Annotated in this window: 17 protein-coding genes and 1 other annotated feature; of the genes, 8 read left to right on the forward strand and 9 right to left on the reverse strand. The window is 49.7% G+C overall.

Annotated features, from left to right (window positions below; genetic code table 11):
- Window positions 1–6 precede the first annotated feature (6 nt).
- The 4 genes from rpmI to MHH48_RS28230 form a co-directional block, all read right to left on the reverse strand.
- Entirely contained in the window at window positions 7–207 is a 201-nt protein-coding gene (gene rpmI, locus MHH48_RS28215; protein WP_007127239.1) for a 50S ribosomal protein L35, read from the reverse strand.
- 26 nt (window positions 208–233) lie between these two features.
- Window positions 234–728, reverse strand: a complete 495-nt coding sequence (gene infC / locus MHH48_RS28220) for a translation initiation factor IF-3 (protein WP_114149316.1) — start codon at window positions 726–728, stop codon at window positions 234–236.
- Window positions 729–781: 53 nt separating this feature from the next.
- Window positions 782–928: a sequence feature (ribosomal protein L20 leader region), on the reverse strand.
- A gap of 78 nt (window positions 929–1006) precedes the next feature.
- The gene (locus MHH48_RS28225; protein ID WP_076324543.1) at window positions 1007–2245 is read right to left on the reverse strand and encodes a glycosyltransferase family 2 protein; all 1239 of its coding nucleotides are present in this window, start codon (window positions 2243–2245) and stop codon (window positions 1007–1009) included.
- Window positions 2246–2517: 272 nt separating this feature from the next.
- On the reverse strand, window positions 2518–2682 hold the full coding sequence (locus MHH48_RS28230; protein WP_179090685.1) for a hypothetical protein: 165 nt from the start codon (window positions 2680–2682) through the stop codon (window positions 2518–2520).
- Window positions 2683–2912: 230 nt separating this feature from the next.
- On the opposite strand from MHH48_RS28230, the gene MHH48_RS28235 reads away from it, so the two are divergent.
- On the forward strand, window positions 2913–4040 hold the full coding sequence (locus MHH48_RS28235; RefSeq protein WP_076324544.1) for a glycosyltransferase: 1128 nt from the start codon (window positions 2913–2915) through the stop codon (window positions 4038–4040).
- 117 nt (window positions 4041–4157) lie between these two features.
- Here the strand turns inward: MHH48_RS28235 and trmB are convergent, their stop codons facing one another.
- Window positions 4158–4871 (reverse strand): tRNA (guanosine(46)-N7)-methyltransferase TrmB, encoded by a 714-nt coding sequence (gene trmB, locus MHH48_RS28240; RefSeq protein WP_076324545.1) that lies wholly within the window; start codon window positions 4869–4871, stop codon window positions 4158–4160.
- A gap of 190 nt (window positions 4872–5061) precedes the next feature.
- Window positions 5062–5244, reverse strand: a complete 183-nt coding sequence (locus tag MHH48_RS28245; RefSeq protein WP_076324546.1) for a hypothetical protein — start codon at window positions 5242–5244, stop codon at window positions 5062–5064.
- Between the two features lie 307 nt (window positions 5245–5551).
- Here MHH48_RS28245 and MHH48_RS28250 point away from each other — a divergent pair, with 307 nt between their 5' ends.
- The 4 genes from MHH48_RS28250 (at window position 5552) to MHH48_RS28265 (ending at window position 9163) form a co-directional block, all read left to right on the forward strand.
- A complete protein-coding gene (locus MHH48_RS28250; protein ID WP_076324547.1) occupies window positions 5552–6505 on the forward strand; it encodes a TIGR01212 family radical SAM protein in 954 nt (317 codons plus the stop codon).
- Complete coding sequence (locus tag MHH48_RS28255) at window positions 6505–7095, forward strand: class I SAM-dependent methyltransferase (RefSeq protein ID WP_076324548.1); 591 nt, start codon at window positions 6505–6507, stop codon at window positions 7093–7095. The genes MHH48_RS28250 and MHH48_RS28255 overlap by 1 nt, the downstream gene beginning before the upstream one ends.
- A gap of 73 nt (window positions 7096–7168) precedes the next feature.
- Window positions 7169–8137 (forward strand): type I phosphomannose isomerase catalytic subunit, encoded by a 969-nt coding sequence (locus tag MHH48_RS28260; protein WP_076324549.1) that lies wholly within the window; start codon window positions 7169–7171, stop codon window positions 8135–8137.
- A 57-nt stretch (window positions 8138–8194) separates the two neighbouring features.
- Window positions 8195–9163, forward strand: a complete 969-nt coding sequence (locus MHH48_RS28265) for an alpha/beta fold hydrolase (protein WP_179090694.1) — start codon at window positions 8195–8197, stop codon at window positions 9161–9163.
- A gap of 187 nt (window positions 9164–9350) precedes the next feature.
- On the opposite strand, the gene MHH48_RS28270 is transcribed toward MHH48_RS28265, so the two are convergent.
- The 3 genes from MHH48_RS28270 to recQ all read right to left on the reverse strand — a co-directional run bounded on the left by MHH48_RS28270 (window position 9351) and on the right by recQ (window position 13516).
- The gene (locus MHH48_RS28270) at window positions 9351–9527 is read right to left on the reverse strand and encodes a hypothetical protein (protein ID WP_179090686.1); all 177 of its coding nucleotides are present in this window, start codon (window positions 9525–9527) and stop codon (window positions 9351–9353) included.
- A gap of 225 nt (window positions 9528–9752) precedes the next feature.
- Complete coding sequence (locus tag MHH48_RS28275; RefSeq protein ID WP_076324551.1) at window positions 9753–11525, reverse strand: B12-binding domain-containing radical SAM protein; 1773 nt, start codon at window positions 11523–11525, stop codon at window positions 9753–9755.
- Window positions 11526–11635: 110 nt separating this feature from the next.
- Complete coding sequence (gene recQ / locus MHH48_RS28280; RefSeq protein WP_076324552.1) at window positions 11636–13516, reverse strand: DNA helicase RecQ; 1881 nt, start codon at window positions 13514–13516, stop codon at window positions 11636–11638.
- Window positions 13517–13703: 187 nt separating this feature from the next.
- On the opposite strand from recQ, the gene MHH48_RS28285 reads away from it, so the two are divergent.
- The 3 genes from MHH48_RS28285 to MHH48_RS28295 all read left to right on the forward strand — a co-directional run bounded on the left by MHH48_RS28285 (window position 13704) and on the right by MHH48_RS28295 (window position 15436).
- Entirely contained in the window at window positions 13704–14489 is a 786-nt protein-coding gene (locus tag MHH48_RS28285; protein ID WP_076324892.1) for an AraC family transcriptional regulator, read from the forward strand.
- Window positions 14490–14579: 90 nt separating this feature from the next.
- On the forward strand, window positions 14580–15041 hold the full coding sequence (locus tag MHH48_RS28290; protein WP_076324553.1) for an SRPBCC domain-containing protein: 462 nt from the start codon (window positions 14580–14582) through the stop codon (window positions 15039–15041).
- Between the two features lie 32 nt (window positions 15042–15073).
- Window positions 15074–15436 carry a VOC family protein gene (locus MHH48_RS28295; RefSeq protein ID WP_076324554.1) on the forward strand — a complete coding sequence of 121 codons (363 nt, stop codon included), beginning with the start codon at window positions 15074–15076 and terminating at the stop codon, window positions 15434–15436.
- Window positions 15437–15606: the final 170 nt, after the last annotated feature.

Raw genomic sequence — 15606 nt, forward strand, 5'->3', positions numbered from 1 at the left:
TGTTTACTATTTCAAGTTAGCCAGACCTTGCTTCAAACGTTTAACATCTCCAGGCGCCATAACTGGGCTATTGGACAATACGCGCTTCGCACGCTTGGATTTGTGGGAAAGCAAGTGGTTTTTGTAAGCTTTATAACGTTTAACTTTACCAGTACCAGTAATTTTGAAGCGGCCTTTCAGGCTGCTATGTGTTTTCATTTTAGGCATTGTAGTACTTCCTCCTCTAATTTCTCTTAGGCTTTTGGAGCCAAAATCATAATCATGCTGCGGCCTTCCAATTTCGGTTGACGTTCAATGACGCAGAGATCCGCCACTTCCACCTTCACGCGCTCCAAAATCTTCTGACCAATGCTAGCATGGGTGATTTCACGACCACGGAAACGCACAGAGCATTTCACTTTATCGCCGTCTTTCAAAAACTTAACGACATTGCGAAGCTTGGTTTGATAATCATGCTCCTCAATGTTGGCTCGGAACCATACTTCTTTGATATCCACAATTTTCTGGTTCTTACGTGCTTCCTTCTCTTTCTTCTGCTGCTCATAGCGGAATTTACCGTAGTCCATGATGCGGCATACCGGCGGTTTCGCCTGAGGGGCCACGTTCACCAGATCCAGATTGAGATCAATTGCCATTTGCAGTGCTTCACGAATCGGCTTGATCCCGATTTGTTCACCTTCGGCACCAACCAAACGTACTTCCTTGGCCCGAATCTCGTCATTGATCATATGTTCCTTACTGATAGTCCTCCACCTCCAAATTACTTGTTGTTCCTGTTTGCAAAAAAAATAAAGGGATGACGGGTTAATCACCGACATCCCTATTTGATACTCATCTCACAAATGAAGTTGAATCCATTCATTGATTTCGTGATCAAACCAGCCAACACATGTCGGTCAGGTGAGAAGCGGCGCTTCTGCTTGCAATCAGATATTCTGTTTAACAGACTAGGATAGTATAACAGGTCATCCTATCTTCTGTCAACACAGATGGAATAAAAATTGGATTAGCCTTGTTTGCTTTGAACTTCTTCAAGGCGCACAACCCGGGTATGCTCCGTATGGCTCCACTGCTTGTTGTTCTGCGTGAAGAACGCATATACCGTGATAGGATACCACGACAGCAGGTAAATCGGGAACAGCACCAGATACAAGTACACCTTCTTGTACTTCACCTTCTCCAGAATCATCGCTATCATGAACGTGAACACATTCGCCGCGATCGCCGTAAAGCTCAGCCACAGCGGTAAGTAACCGTATAGATTCGCGATATTCGGACCATCGAAGAATGAGGTGTCAACCCAGATGATGGCCGTCAACAAGAAAGTCAACAGCACAATGTAAACGTTGACCCCGTACAATGCCAAGTCCAGCTTCACGAGGCTTCGTTCTTTAATGGCACGCCACAGCAGCGGGAAGAAATAACGGCGGGCAACCGTAAAATGACCCTGCATCCAGCGCAGACGTTGTCTGGCCGAAGCCTTAAACGTAAGCGGCTTTTCGTCAAATACTTTCGCGTCATAGTTGAACTTCGGATACACACCGCGCATAACGCTGCGCATAGTGAACTCCAAATCCTCGACCAGACTGGTTGCGCCCCAGCCGATCTCCTTCAGGAGATTGGTCTCAAAGCACATTCCCGTACCGCCGAGAAAGTTCGCCATGTTCAGATTGCTGCGGGAAAGCTGCCACAAGCGGTTGATATACCAGTAAGACACCCCATAAGAGGCAGTGATCCAGGAATCCTCAGGGTTCTTGGTATCGATATATCCCTGGATAACTCTTGCTCCAGAGCAAAGATCATTATTCATTTCGTTCAGGAAATTCGGATCCGCCAGATTATCCGCGTCAAACATGACGACCGCATCATACTGGCGCGGCATTGCCCAGAGCTCTTTCAGCATCCATTCGATGGCATAACCTTTGCCTCGAAGATTCTGATTCGTACGCACGCATGCGTTCATCCCGTGGGCACGGACGATCTCTGCTGTACGATCTGTACAATTGTCGCAGATAACAAATACGTCGTACAGATGTTTCGGATAATCAAGCTGTTTCAGGTTCTCCATTAATGCACCGACAACCTGCTCTTCGTTGTGCGCAGCAACTAACACTGCAAATGATTTATTGGGTTTGAAATGTTGTTTCTTTTTTCTTTTGACCAGACCAAACAAAGAGAATACGAACTGGTACACACCCACCGCGGCCAAGAATAGTTGGAGCGCGATAAAGATGGCGTCTGTCATGATTCTCCGTTACCCCCTTTTTATAACCCGAGAATGTTTGTTATTTTTTTCTCTCTAAGTTTTTCGCTTTTTTTGTTGTTGCTATGACCCTGTGACTTGTGTCTGTCCTTCTTGTAGCCTCGGTGCCGCGGGGCAACTTCGCACGTCATACACGATTTTCCACACTTTTGAATCTTTTGTCAAAACCGTGGAATGCTCTAATTTACGGAAAAACTTCGTAAAAGAGCTCAGCTTGCAATCCAGTTTGCCAGCAAGCTTCGTTTCAAACGGCTTTAGTTCTTATTTTCATCCGTTTCCTTGCTTTTTATTTCTCTTGGCTGCCCATTTTTTCTTTTTTGACTTGTCCGCCAATAAATAAACGCAACAAACACCCAAAAAGTTTTTGTTTTTTTACATGCTCTTTCTCTAATAAACTTTTTGATGTCCGTTTGAATCATTGTAGCGGCATCTCCTACTCAAGTCAAAAGACCACGGACCCTGATTTTCTACAAAATGCGCGTCGCTGACCAACTCCTTAAGTAGCAAGGCGTCAGCGAGAATCTTGCCGAATAAAGCTTGCGTTTCCAGGACCAAAGTCCCCTAAACGCAAGTGGGGAATGGTTGATTTCTTTTCCCAAAGTCGATATGTTAAAGTTAAAGAATAACGCTGCAGAACGGGTGAAAAGTAGTGGCTAAAAAAAGAGTCTTGCTGTTATCTGAAGGGTTCGGTGCAGGCCATACACAGGCCGCTCATGCACTCTCCAGCAGCCTGCGCCAGTTATCGCCTAGCGTACAGACCAAAGTTCTCGAGCTCGGGAGCTTCTTGAACCCTAAAATCGCTCCACTGATCATTTCGGCCTACAGAAAGACGATCACAACTCGCCCGAGATTAGTCGGGTACATGTATCGCCATCAAAAGTCCTTTAACCGCTTTACGGCTTTAGCACTTCACCGAATGTTCTATACAAGCACCAAAAATGTGGTCAGGCAGCTCAAACCCGACATCATTGTGTGTACCCACTTCATACCAAGTGCGGTTATCTCGCGTTTGAAGCGGCTGGGCATTGATGTGCCTCTGTGTACCGTTATAACCGATTATGATGCTCACGATACATGGATTAGTCCCGAGGTCGACCGATATTTCGTGTCCACGCCGGAAGTGAAGCGAAAGCTGCTCAATCGCGGGGTGTCCCAAGCCAAAATTCAGGTCACCGGCATTCCAATCCATCCCGACTTCTGGACGCATCCGAGCAAGAAGGAAATCAGAGAACGGTTTAATCTGTCCGACATGCCCACTGTGCTTGTGATGGGCGGAGGCTGGGGCATCATGAATGACGAAGTTGTGCATGAATTCCTAACCAGATGGCGCGAAGAAGTCCAGATTATATTTTGCCTCGGCAATAACGACAAGGGACGCGAGGGGCTGGGGAACAACCCTCGGTTCCAGCATCCGAACATCCGGATTTTGGGCTTTACGCGCGAGATCGACAAGCTCATGGAGGTGTCGGATCTGCTCGTTACGAAGCCTGGCGGCATGACATGCACCGAAGGCCTGGCCAAAGGAATCCCGATGCTGTTCCATCAGCCACTTCCGGGGCAGGAAGAAGAGAACTGCCAGTACTTCACGGCGCAGGGATTGGGTGAGCCTATCCACTCGCTGGAGGTTATTGGAAACTGGATGAACAAACTGCTTCATCAATATGACGTAATCCAACAGCAACGGGCGCAAAATTTGCGAGACATCGAACGCTTCCATCCGATGCAAAGCGCACGCAGCATCATCGACATGCTGGAAAACGAAAAGGTGTACTCCTAAAGAGGGAGCACACCTTTTTTTACGCCGTTTTCTGTAAACATGTCATCGCAATTGATAGATTTCCTACTATTATAATAGTTGCAAACGCTATCATAGAAAAGACTCTACGTAAAGGCATTATTTACCGTATTTTTCAAGGCGATTCTTTTGGTAGGAAGCAAGTGCTTCCTCGCCGATAATAGCCTCGCAGCGATGAATCTGCATACCTTGACCGACGAATTTCGTCTCGTATTCTGTCATGACGTGCTCTTCGTTCAGCCCGTCGCGATGCAGATCCAGCGAAATATTCGTCATTTGCAAGCCATAATCGGCAAATGCATTCAGAGAGAACTCAAACAGCGTGACCGAATCGGTCTTGAAATGAATTTCCCCGCGCTCGTTCAGGATTTGGGAATACTTGTCCAGAAAACGAGGATGCGTCAACCGACGGCGGGCATGCTTGGATTTTGGCCACGGATCGCTGAAGTTCAAATATAAACGTTCGATCTCGCCGGGTTCAAAAACCTGCTCGACGTTCTCGATATTAAACAGCGCCAGCTTCAGATTCGGCGGCGTATCGATACCGTCCTGAGCCCAAGCATTGCGCCCCTTCTCGCTAGCGCGGCGAATCAGCTCGTCGTACATGTCCACTCCGATAAAATTCACATTCTGATGCTTGTAACTCATCTGGCTTATGAATTGACCTTTGCCCATGCCGAATTCAACATGGATCGGAAGGTCATTGCCAAATAATGAAGCCCATTTCCCTCTATATTGACCGGGGTCCAAAACGACCAGGTCTTCCTGCTGCTCCAGATTTTCCCGTATACCTTTTCTTCCGCGTAAACGCATGTCATACCTCCGAAAATTTCCAAGTAAATTAGAATGATATCCCCATACTGCATTTATTGTGACGAAGTTAATCCCAAAAGTAAAGAGCCCCATAGAAAAAGGAACCTATGCTTTGCTTAACGCAAAGGCTTTAGGTTCCTCTTTCTTATATTTGGAATTGGGGTTCCGCGATAGTTAAACTGTGAATAGTCTACCTTTCTTCCGATGTAAAATCAAACGTCTTCTCAAAGGCAGCCCGAATCTTGCGACGTGCCGAAGCCTTCACATCCTGGTTGGAGTTAAACTCCACGCCGGTAAGGGCTAAAGCTTCGTTCGGGGTAAGCTCCACAGCGATTTTGTCTTTACTGTCATTCTTTACTGTCGATGAATTCATTCGTAATCACCTCACGGTATTATTGTATCCATGACGTCACACAAATATGAATCCTATCCGATATATACCCATGCCAAAATTGCTTGAATCATATTTTTATTTTTCTACTTTAAATATACCAATTATATGCAATTCATTCAAGTAACAACATCTTAATTAGGCTTGAAGACCTGTATATAACGCAAAGCTTTATTTTTTGTTACAATGGACATATCTGCTTTAGTAAAAGGCAAGTAAAAACATGTATACTTTGAGGCACAGCTATACCTGTCTCTATTCATCATATGCGGCTATAAAAGGAGCACACATGAGTACATCACTTAGACCCGCCCCAACGTTATGGGGCGACAAACGATTTCATACATGGAATTACGAGATGCGCAGCCAGTTCCAGGAAAAAGTATTCAAGGTTATGCTGGATGCGGGCTTTACATGTCCGAACCGCGACGGCACGATTGCCAAGGGCGGGTGCACCTTCTGCAGCGCTCGCGGCTCCGGTGATTTTGCCGGACGACGGCGGGATGATCTTGTTACCCAGTTCAACACCATCCGTGACCGGCAGCACCAGAAATGGCCGAGCGCCAAATACATCGGTTATTTCCAAGCCTATACCAATACGTATGCTCCGGTTGAAGAGCTTCGGGAATACTATGAAGTCATTCTGCAGCAGCCGGGTGTTGTCGGTTTATCGATCGCTACTCGCCCTGATTGCCTTCCTGACGACGTCGTGGAATACTTGGCGGAGCTGAATGAGCGAACCTATCTCTGGGTGGAAATGGGCCTGCAAACGATCCATGATTCCACCTCCGAGCTCATCAACCGGGCCCATGATACCGAATGTTATCTGGAAGCGGTCGAAAAGCTGCGCAAGCATAACATTCGTGTCTGCACACACATCATTTATGGCCTTCCCCAAGAGGACCATGACATGATGCTCGCCACCGGCCGAGCGGTCTCCAAGATGGATGTGCAGGGAATCAAGATCCACCTGCTGCACCTCATGCGCAAGACGCCGATGGTGAAGCAATATGAGGCTGGGCTGCTACGGTTCCTGGAGCAGGACGAATACATCAGCCTTATAGCAGACAGTCTGGAGCTCTTGCCTCCAGAGATGATTGTTCATCGTCTGACCGGAGACGCTCCCCGGGATCTCTTGATCGGGCCGACGTGGAGTCTCAAAAAATGGGAAGTGCTTAACGGCATTGACGCCGAACTCAAGCGCCGGGATACATGGCAGGGTAAGTTGTGGGGGGGATCCTGATGGGCTTCCTCTCGGTTTTGAGTTTTGCCCACAAACTTGTGTCCGAAAGGCTGCGGCCTGTAGACATTGCGCTGGATGCGACGGCCGGAACCGGGGCCGATACGCTGTATCTAGCCAAATGCATAGGATCCAAGGGCAAGGTGTACGCTTTTGATATTCAGGAACAAGCACTACAGCTGACTCGTGATAGGCTGGATAAGGAACCGCCAGGCACCCTTGCAGAGATTGCCCTTCACCACCAGAGCCATGCGCTTATGGGAGAATGCGTACCTGAGCGCGAGCATGGCCGTATAGGTGCGATCATGTTCAATCTAGGCTACCTTCCGGCAGATTCATCAGATAAACGGATCATGACGGAAACCGCCAGCACGCTAACGGCTCTGGAGGCTGCCATCGAGTTGCTTCGCCCCGGCGGCATTATCACCATCGTGCTGTATCCAGGCCACAAGGGCGGCGATGCCGAAGCAGACGCCGTGCAGGCCTGGGCGGCGGAATTACCCCAGCACAAAGTGCAAACGATATTATATCGAGGTCTTCAGCGATCCGAAGCACCATATCTCATTGCACTGGAACGGAAGAAGCCGATATGATATAAGTTCTAGGAGAGGTACCGCACTTACATCCATAGAATATTCCAAACATGATGAAAGGTAGATGATTACAATGACAAAACCATATCCATTGTTGTTCCAACCCGAATTTAAAGAACGTGTGTGGGGTGGCCGTGCCCTGGAGCAATTCGGCTTGGACATTCCGGAAGGACATATCGGAGAAGGCTGGATGATCGCCGACCATCCGAACGGTACAACCAGCATTGTGAACGGTGAACTTGCCGGCCGCGGCCTGGATCAGGTTCGTGAGCAATTTGGACGGGAGTGGTTTGGCAGCAAAGGATTCTCCGAAGTTAACGGACGTTTTCCTCTGCTGATCAAGCTGCTTGACTGTAATGACAACCTCTCGGTCCAGGTCCATCCAACCGATGACTATGAGGGGCTTCCGAAAGGCGAGCTGGGCAAGACTGAAATGTGGTATGTGCTGGATGCGAAGCCGGACGCCAAAATCATATACGGTCTGAAAGAAGGCGTTAGCCGCGAAACTTTGAAAGAAGCTATGGAAAGCGGCAAGGTTATGGACCAGCTGCAAGAAGTGTCCGTAAAAGCCGGAGATACATTCTACATACCTGCCGGTACGGTACATGCGCTGTGTGCGGGCGTTGTAGTAGCGGAAATTCAGCAAAATTCGGATACAACCTACCGGATTTTCGATTATAATCGACCAGGCCTTGACGGTAAGCCGCGTGAGCTTCATATTGAAGACTCCTTGAACGTGACGGCCTATGAAGGATCGGGCGCAACCACCATGAGCACGGAAGGAACCGCGCCTGGAGAATGGCTTGAGCTTGCCAAATCTCCCTATTTTGTAGTCGAAAAAGGCGTTGTTAACGGTACCTGGTCCTTGTCCACTTCCGCGGAAAGCTTCACAATCGTGGTGGTATGCGATGGTCAAGGAACCCTCAGCTGGGATAACGGCTCCATTGATTACACGTCCGGACAATGCTTCCTGCTGCCAGCTAACCTGGGTGCATATACACTGGATGGGCAATCTACGGTTCTTCGTTCATATCTTCCTTAAACAGGGTATAAATAATTGAGATACACCATTCGTTTTTGTGGAGGTGTTAAGCCTGTGATGCAAACCGACACGTTTACGATGCTGAATGCGCAGGGCATGCATGTTTTTGTATATCAATGGTTGCCGGAGCAGAACCATCCCATTCGTGCCATCGTGCAAATTGCGCATGGTATGTGCGAAACCGGCAAGCGGTACGAGGAGCTTGCCGAGTTGCTGACAGGGTACGGCTACGCCGTGTATTGCAACGACCATCGGGGGCATGGACAAACGTCGGGCCTTACGCTTCTCGGCGATCCCGGGGAAAACGGATTCGAAGGGATGATTGAAGACCAGCTACTTCTTGCTTCCGAACTCAAGAAGCGCCATGCCGGTGTTCCGCATTATTTGATGGGACACAGCATGGGCTCCTTTTTGACGCAAAAGATCATGTGTTCGAACGGTGAATTATTCGACGGATTCATACTGTCAGGAACCAATGGTCCACAGGGACTGCTGACATTCGGTATGAGCTTGGCAGCTGCACAAATGCGCTTGCAAGGAGACACGCACCGGAGTCTGATGCTGAACGCCATGGTGTTCGGCCCTTACAGCAAAGGTTTCGGCCCTATTCGCACGCCGTTCGATTGGTTATCCCGGGATGAAGCGGAAGTCGATAAGTATATCAACGACCCCTACTGCGGCAAGGTATGCAGCGCTCGTTTCTTCCGTGATTTCTTTAAGCTGCTGTCCCAGATCCATAAACCGCAATTGATGGAATGCCTTCTAAAGGATAAGCCGGTTTATATTTTCTCGGGCGAGGATGATCCGGTTGGACACCGCGGTAAAGGCGTGCGGCGGTTGATCGAATTATACCGGAAACATGGCATTCAGGATCTTGAATACCGTTTGTATCCCGGCGGCCGCCACGAGATGCTGCATGAAATCAACCGGGATGAAGTAGCGACACATGTTCTCGACTGGCTCGAACGGCATACATCGGGATCGCATGGGTCAGAGACACCGCAAGAGTCGGAACGGGTTATGTAAAAGAATGATGCAGGACGAATTAAAAAGGGGGCGTCTCAAGGTCAACTGACCTGGGACGCCCCCTTTGTCTGTTTTTTTATAACGCTGCGCGTACGAAGCATTCATTCCAATCGCTGGTGCCCCCAATTAATCCGGCCAGCTCCGTCAAGTAAGTTACACTGCTTATGGGACAGGACAGCCCAATCCCTTACTCTTCCTCGTTCGGCGTACGGTCGATGATCAGCTGCGTGACCTCGGTGTACTCGCCATGCGCCACATCATCCTCTGTAGCCTCTTCGCGCAGTTCGTCATTGGTTTCCATACCCGGTGCGACGGTGGGCTCGTCGTGCGTATCGTGTTCTTGCCCCTTCTGTTTCCCGTTCATAAATATCCCCTCCTCATCGGTTGATGCGATTAGAATACCGATACCAAGGGGGTTTTATTCCATGACGCCCAGGATACCGTCCGTTACGATAACGGGCGGCATGATCACAGTCTCATCCTATCAGTCCCTACCAACCCCTAATCCCTAGAAGAAAGGTAATTTGCCAAAACAATGGCCAAGACGCTCGCATCAAGTCCCAGTAAGGGGTTGTCCGTCGCTTCCCTACTATGCCTGCTGCGCTAACTCCACAGGCATCGTGTAGTACTGCGGCTGCCCTGTTTCGTTCTGCTGGTACAATACCAGCAGCATCGTTGCATGGTCCGCGTTATCCGGGAATCCGGTGCCACCCTGGATGGCATCGCTGAGGTTAAATGGCAGCACCTCGATCATCGCATGTTTCTGCAGATCGCGCTCCGTGATCCCCAGATCGGCAAAACCGTCGGATAGGGCCGCAGGTTCCTCAACGATTTTGCGAACATTGGCGGTCCACTGCGCTTTATCCTGAGTATGATCCCACCATATTTTCCGCGGTTTATATTTATGGCCCAGGAAATAATCAAACTTCATGAGACCGGAGACAACGTTCATATGCGGGGTCTTCCGATCTTCAAGGAAAGCCGTTAAACGCGTGAACAGGTCCTCAAGCTGATGGCCGATTTTTTGCCAGCCCTGTCCTTCCCAGTAGTCGCCAAACTCTTGAAAGAAATCAAACGGCGACGTAAATTCATGCTTCATCAAATAATTCAGGGTATGGTCCATCCGGTGCGCATTCCAATACTTCTCCAGCACATCCTCCAGTCTCTTCAATCGAACGATATCCGAGAACGGAAGCACGTCGCTGCCCAGAATCTCATACGGAGCATGATCCATATAGGTGTAGTTGTACTTGTCCGCATCGATCCGCAGCCCGGTTCCCCGCAGCATCTTCAGGAAGCCTAACTGCAGCTCCTCCGGTCCAAGCGCAAATACGTCGTTAAACGTTTTGCGGAACGTATCGTAATCCTCTTCCGGAAGACCTGCGATCAAATCCAAATGCTGGTCGATCTTGCGGCTGTCCTTGATCATTGTCACCGTGCGTGACAGCTTGGTAAAATTCTGGCGACGCTTCACCAGCTCATTTGTCGGATCGTTGGTCGACTGCACTCCAATTTCAAACCGGAAAATGCCGGGAGGCGCATTTTTCGCCAAATAATCCAGCACTTCGGGACGCATGATATCTGCCGTGATCTCAAACTGGAATACGCAGCCGCCATGGTTCTCAATCAGAAACTCGAACATTTCAAGCGCGTAATCCCGCTTAATGTTGAAGGTCCGGTCTACGAACTTGATCAATTTCGCTCCGTTCTCGATCAGGTACAGAATATCCGCCTTGGTCCGTTCAATATCGTAATAGCGAACCCCCACCTCAATGCTCGACAGGCAGAACTGGCAGCTGAAGGGACAGCCCCGGCTGGTCTCAAAATAGACAACCCGCTTCCCGAGATGCGGGATATCCTCCGGAAAACGATGCGGGGAAGGCAGCTCCGCCAGAATGCTCTTCGGTCTTCCAGGATTCACAATGATTTCATCCTGCTTGCGGTAAGCCACGCCATAGACGAAATGATACTTTCGGTCCCCTTCAATCGTTTGCAGCAAATGGTGGAAGGTCTCCTCGCCTTCACCCATGACGATAAAGTCGACATTGTGCAGCCGTTTCATCCAATATTCCGTATCGTAGGATACTTCAGGTCCGCCCAGTATGATCGTGACCTCCGGCATAATCTTCTTTACGATATCGATCACTTTAATCGTTTCTTCGATATTCCATATATAACAGGAGAATCCGATCACATCCGGCTTGCGCTGGAACAGGTCGGAGACGATATTCATCACGGGGTCCTTAATCGTGTACTCCGTCAATTCGATATCGAAATCCTTCTCGCTGTATGCCTTCAGGCAGCGAATGGCCAAGGAGGTATGAATGTACTTGGCATTCAAGGTTGATAGTATGACTTTCATGGTAGGATCCACTTTCCTTCTAAAATAATATAAGTTTTTGTTACTGTTACCGGACGGATTATCTTAAGCAACCAAGCGGCAAAATGGCTTCTGCCTGCTACGCCGGCTTATCATTCATAGTCATACAAGTCGTCGCCGTCACTCGATGTGCCTTGACCATTCAGGAAGAATTCCAGGAACGGACGGCCGTATTTACGGAATTTCACTTCGCCGACCCCTTTGACATTCAGCATCTCATCCTCGCTCTGCGGGCAAACCACACTCATCTCACGCAAAGTTGCGTCATTAAAAATGATGTAGGACGGCACATGCTCTTTGCTTGCCAGCTCACGCCGAATCAAGCGCAGCTGCTCGAACACCGTCTCGTTGACGGCTGACGGCGAATAATCGCGGCGACTGCCGCTGCGCTGGCTGCCTGCGGCTTTGGAAGGGCGCGGAACACGCTGCATGACTTCGCGCTGACCTTTTAACACATCGGCCGCCTCGCTTTGCAGCTTCACGACAGGGTATTGGCCTTCCGTCAACGCCAGGAACCCTTCCGAGATGAGCACATTGATCGTCTCGGATATCTCCTTCTCGGTCCGATTCGCCATCACGCCATAGGTTGGAAGGCGATCAAAACCGTACTCCAGTACTTTTTTGGCCCTTGAGCCCTTCAGCACGGAAGCGACCATGGACACGCCAAAGCGTTCGCGCATCCGGTGGATGCAGGAGAAGATTTTCTGCGCATCTACCGTGATATCGACAAGCTCCCGATCATCCGTGCAGGAGCTGCACGTACCGCAGGACTTATCTTCGTGCTCTTCCCCAAAATAATCCAGCATCGCGCTGCGCAGGCACCTTGTGGTGTAGCAGTAATCAATCATCTGCTGCAGCTTCCGGTAGTCGTTCTGCTTGCGCTCGCCCTCCTGGGGATTCTGTTCGATCAGAAACTTCTGCGTCATAATATCCTGGGCGCTGAACAGCAGTATGCACTGGCTGGGCTCTCCGTCACGCCCGGCACGACCCGCTTCCTGCACGTAAGACTCCATATTTTTTGGCATATTGTAATGGATGACATACCGGACGTTGGATTTATCGATTCCCATGCCAAATGCGTTCGTTGCAACAATAACGCGAATATCGTCATACAGGAAGGCCTCTTGGCTCTCCGCTCGCTCCGCATCACTCATGCCGGCATGGTATCGACCCGCAAGGAGCCCCTTGGCTTGAAGGCGTTGGCATAAATCATCCACCTCTTTACGAGTGGCGGCATAGATGATGCCCGGCTGGTGGGTATGCGAGGCCGCATAGTCCAGCACGAACTCCCGCTTGTTCTCACCGCGAAGCACCGACATCTCCAGATTGTCGCGTCCAAGGCCCGTCACGAACACCTGCGGCTGCTCCAGTCGAAGCAAGCGCTGCATGTCCTCCATAACTTCAGGCGTGGCCGTGGCCGTAAAGGCCGCTACAATCGGACGGTTCGGGAGTCCTTTAACAAAAGGAGCCACCGAGAGATAGCTCGTCCGGAAATCATGCCCCCACTGGGATACGCAGTGAGCTTCATCGACAGCCACAATCGAAATATCGAGACCCGCCATCTCCTCCCGGAACCAATCCAGTTCAAGCCGTTCCGGGGCGACATATAACAGCTTCAGTTCTCCGCGCTTGGCCGCACGTATGCGCTCGTTCACTTCCTTGCCGCTGAGCGTGCTGTTGATATAGGCAGCGGCCACACCCGCTGTCGTAAGTGCATCCACCTGATCCTTCATTAAGGAGATCAAAGGCGATACAACCAACGTCAGACCCGGACATAGGAGGGCCGGGATCTGATAACAGATCGATTTGCCTCCACCCGTCGGCATAATTCCGAGCGTGTCCTGACCTGCTAGAAGACTGGCGACAATTTTTTTCTGACCCTCCCGAAAATCAGGATAGCCGTAATATTTCTGCAGATAATCCCGTGCTGTATCCATATTCATCGATTCTCTATCATTTGTTTCCACATTCATGGATAAAAACTCCTTAATTCACCTTGGTTTTCCATTTCGAAAAGCCCTCATCCTTTAAGTTTAACGGCCTTTCCATGAATGGGCAACCAAATCGGGGAAGGAAATTGCATTGGGCGAGGAGAACTTCATAAATGTGGAAAAAGGGTTGCGATCATGTAGAGCCCAAAAAATGAAGTTGGTGATCCTAATGAATGACGCACATACCGAAGCCGTAAATCAAACTATTCAATATATGAAGAAGCATCTGGACGAGCCTATGACTACCGAGCAGCTCGCTGGTCTAGTGGGATATAGTCCCTTCCATTTCTCCAGAGTATTCAAACGAGTAACCGGCATATCGCTCCGGCAATACCTGTCCGCGCTCCGGGTTGAAGCCGGCAAAATCGAGCTCCTTCAAAGTCCTTCCCTGCTCGTGAAAATCGGAATGAGCATCGGTTTGGCAAGTCCCGGCACCTTCAATACCCGCTTTAAGCAGTTTGTCGGCCTGTCTCCGAAAAAGTTCCGCACCACCACGGAGTCCCTGCATCGTTACGTGAATCAATATGAGCACAAGCCATTAACCTGGACAGAGGAAGAAAGGCATGCTCTGCCCCGGATTCATTGCCGGATCGAAGCTCCCGAGAGGTTTCGCGGCATGATTTACGTCGGTCTGTTCCCAAGACCCGTACCCGATCAGAAGCCCGTAACCGGTACGGCCGTCAACCTCAAGAACCGGACCTGCACGTTAACCGGCATCCCGGCCGGTACGTATTATGTGCTGGCAGCGGGCATCCCCTGGAGCCTCAATCCGCGGGATTATTTTCTGCTGAGCAAATCCTTGCGAGGCAAGATGGAGGATCCTGTCCATATCGACGAAGGAACCGATCTCGCCGTGAAGATTACCTTGCGCGAGCCTCTGCCCTATGACCCGCCGATTGTTGTGAATCTGCCTCTGCTCTTGTTTGAGAAGGATCGGAATAACAGCGCAAGGTAGAAGAATTTTCGAATCGCCTATCCATTTATAATGGAACTGCAAGAAGCGTTATCCCAAAAGCAATGAGCGCTATATGATGGAGGATTAAACATGACCATTATTCAAGAAACCGTGATTCAGGCCGATGTGCAGCTCCTCTGGCGAGCATGGACGGAGTCTGCGAGGATAACCGAGTGGTTTGCGCCGGCTGCGGAAATTGAACCGAAGACGGGCGGAAAGTTTGAGCTTTATTTTAACCCCGCCAATCGTGAATCGATGTGTACCGCAGGCTGTAACATTTTGCAGTATGATGAGCCGCGTACCCTCGTGTTTGAGTGGAAAGGACCTGATCCCTTTGCGGAAACGATGAATCAGGGGGAGTTGACCGTGGTCAAGGTGTCTTTTTGGCCTGAACAGGACGGCTGTACAAGAATCACCTTGGAGCATACGGGCTGGAAGGATACCGAAGCGTCACTGCAAGCCCGGGAATGGCATGTGGATGCATGGAAAGGCATGCTGACCAGCTTAAAATCCAGCATTGAATCCGGTGAAGGCATTCTATGCTGCCAGTAAGACAAGCGATAAACTAGAGGAGAGTATGACCTATGCCAAATCTTTGTGTTTTATCAATCAATGTCAGCGATATGGCTCAAGCCACGCGATTTTATTGTGACATTCTGGGATTTGAAGTTTCCGAGGTTTATGATGATCAGATCATCAGTTTGAAACATGAGGGCATGTCCCTTATTCTGCAAAAATGCGATCGACCTACGAAAACCGATTACCCGCATGAAGCCCAGGTTATTATCGGACTCGAGACGGCTGATGTAAGCGCAGCGATCGCGAACTACAAATCGCAGGACGTGGAGGTCATCTTTGATACCCCGCAGCCGTGCCCTCCCGGTCTATACAGCGCGATCCGGGACCCTTTTGGCAATGTGATCGAACTACTGGAGTTCACAGAGTAATCGTCCGTTTGGAAGAATCATGGTTTATCGGCAATACGAAGTGAAGTCCATTTAAACGCTCGAAGGATACGCTGCATGTAGCAGGTGTCCTTCTCATATGAAGGTCAGCCGGAGAACCTGGTTGGCCTTTTTGGAGTTTTTGAGCTGCCGAAACTTGTCTCTACCATTCC

The organism is Paenibacillus sp. FSL F4-0100, from assembly GCF_037993005.1.
GTDB lineage: Bacteria > Bacillota > Bacilli > Paenibacillales > Paenibacillaceae > Paenibacillus_AQ.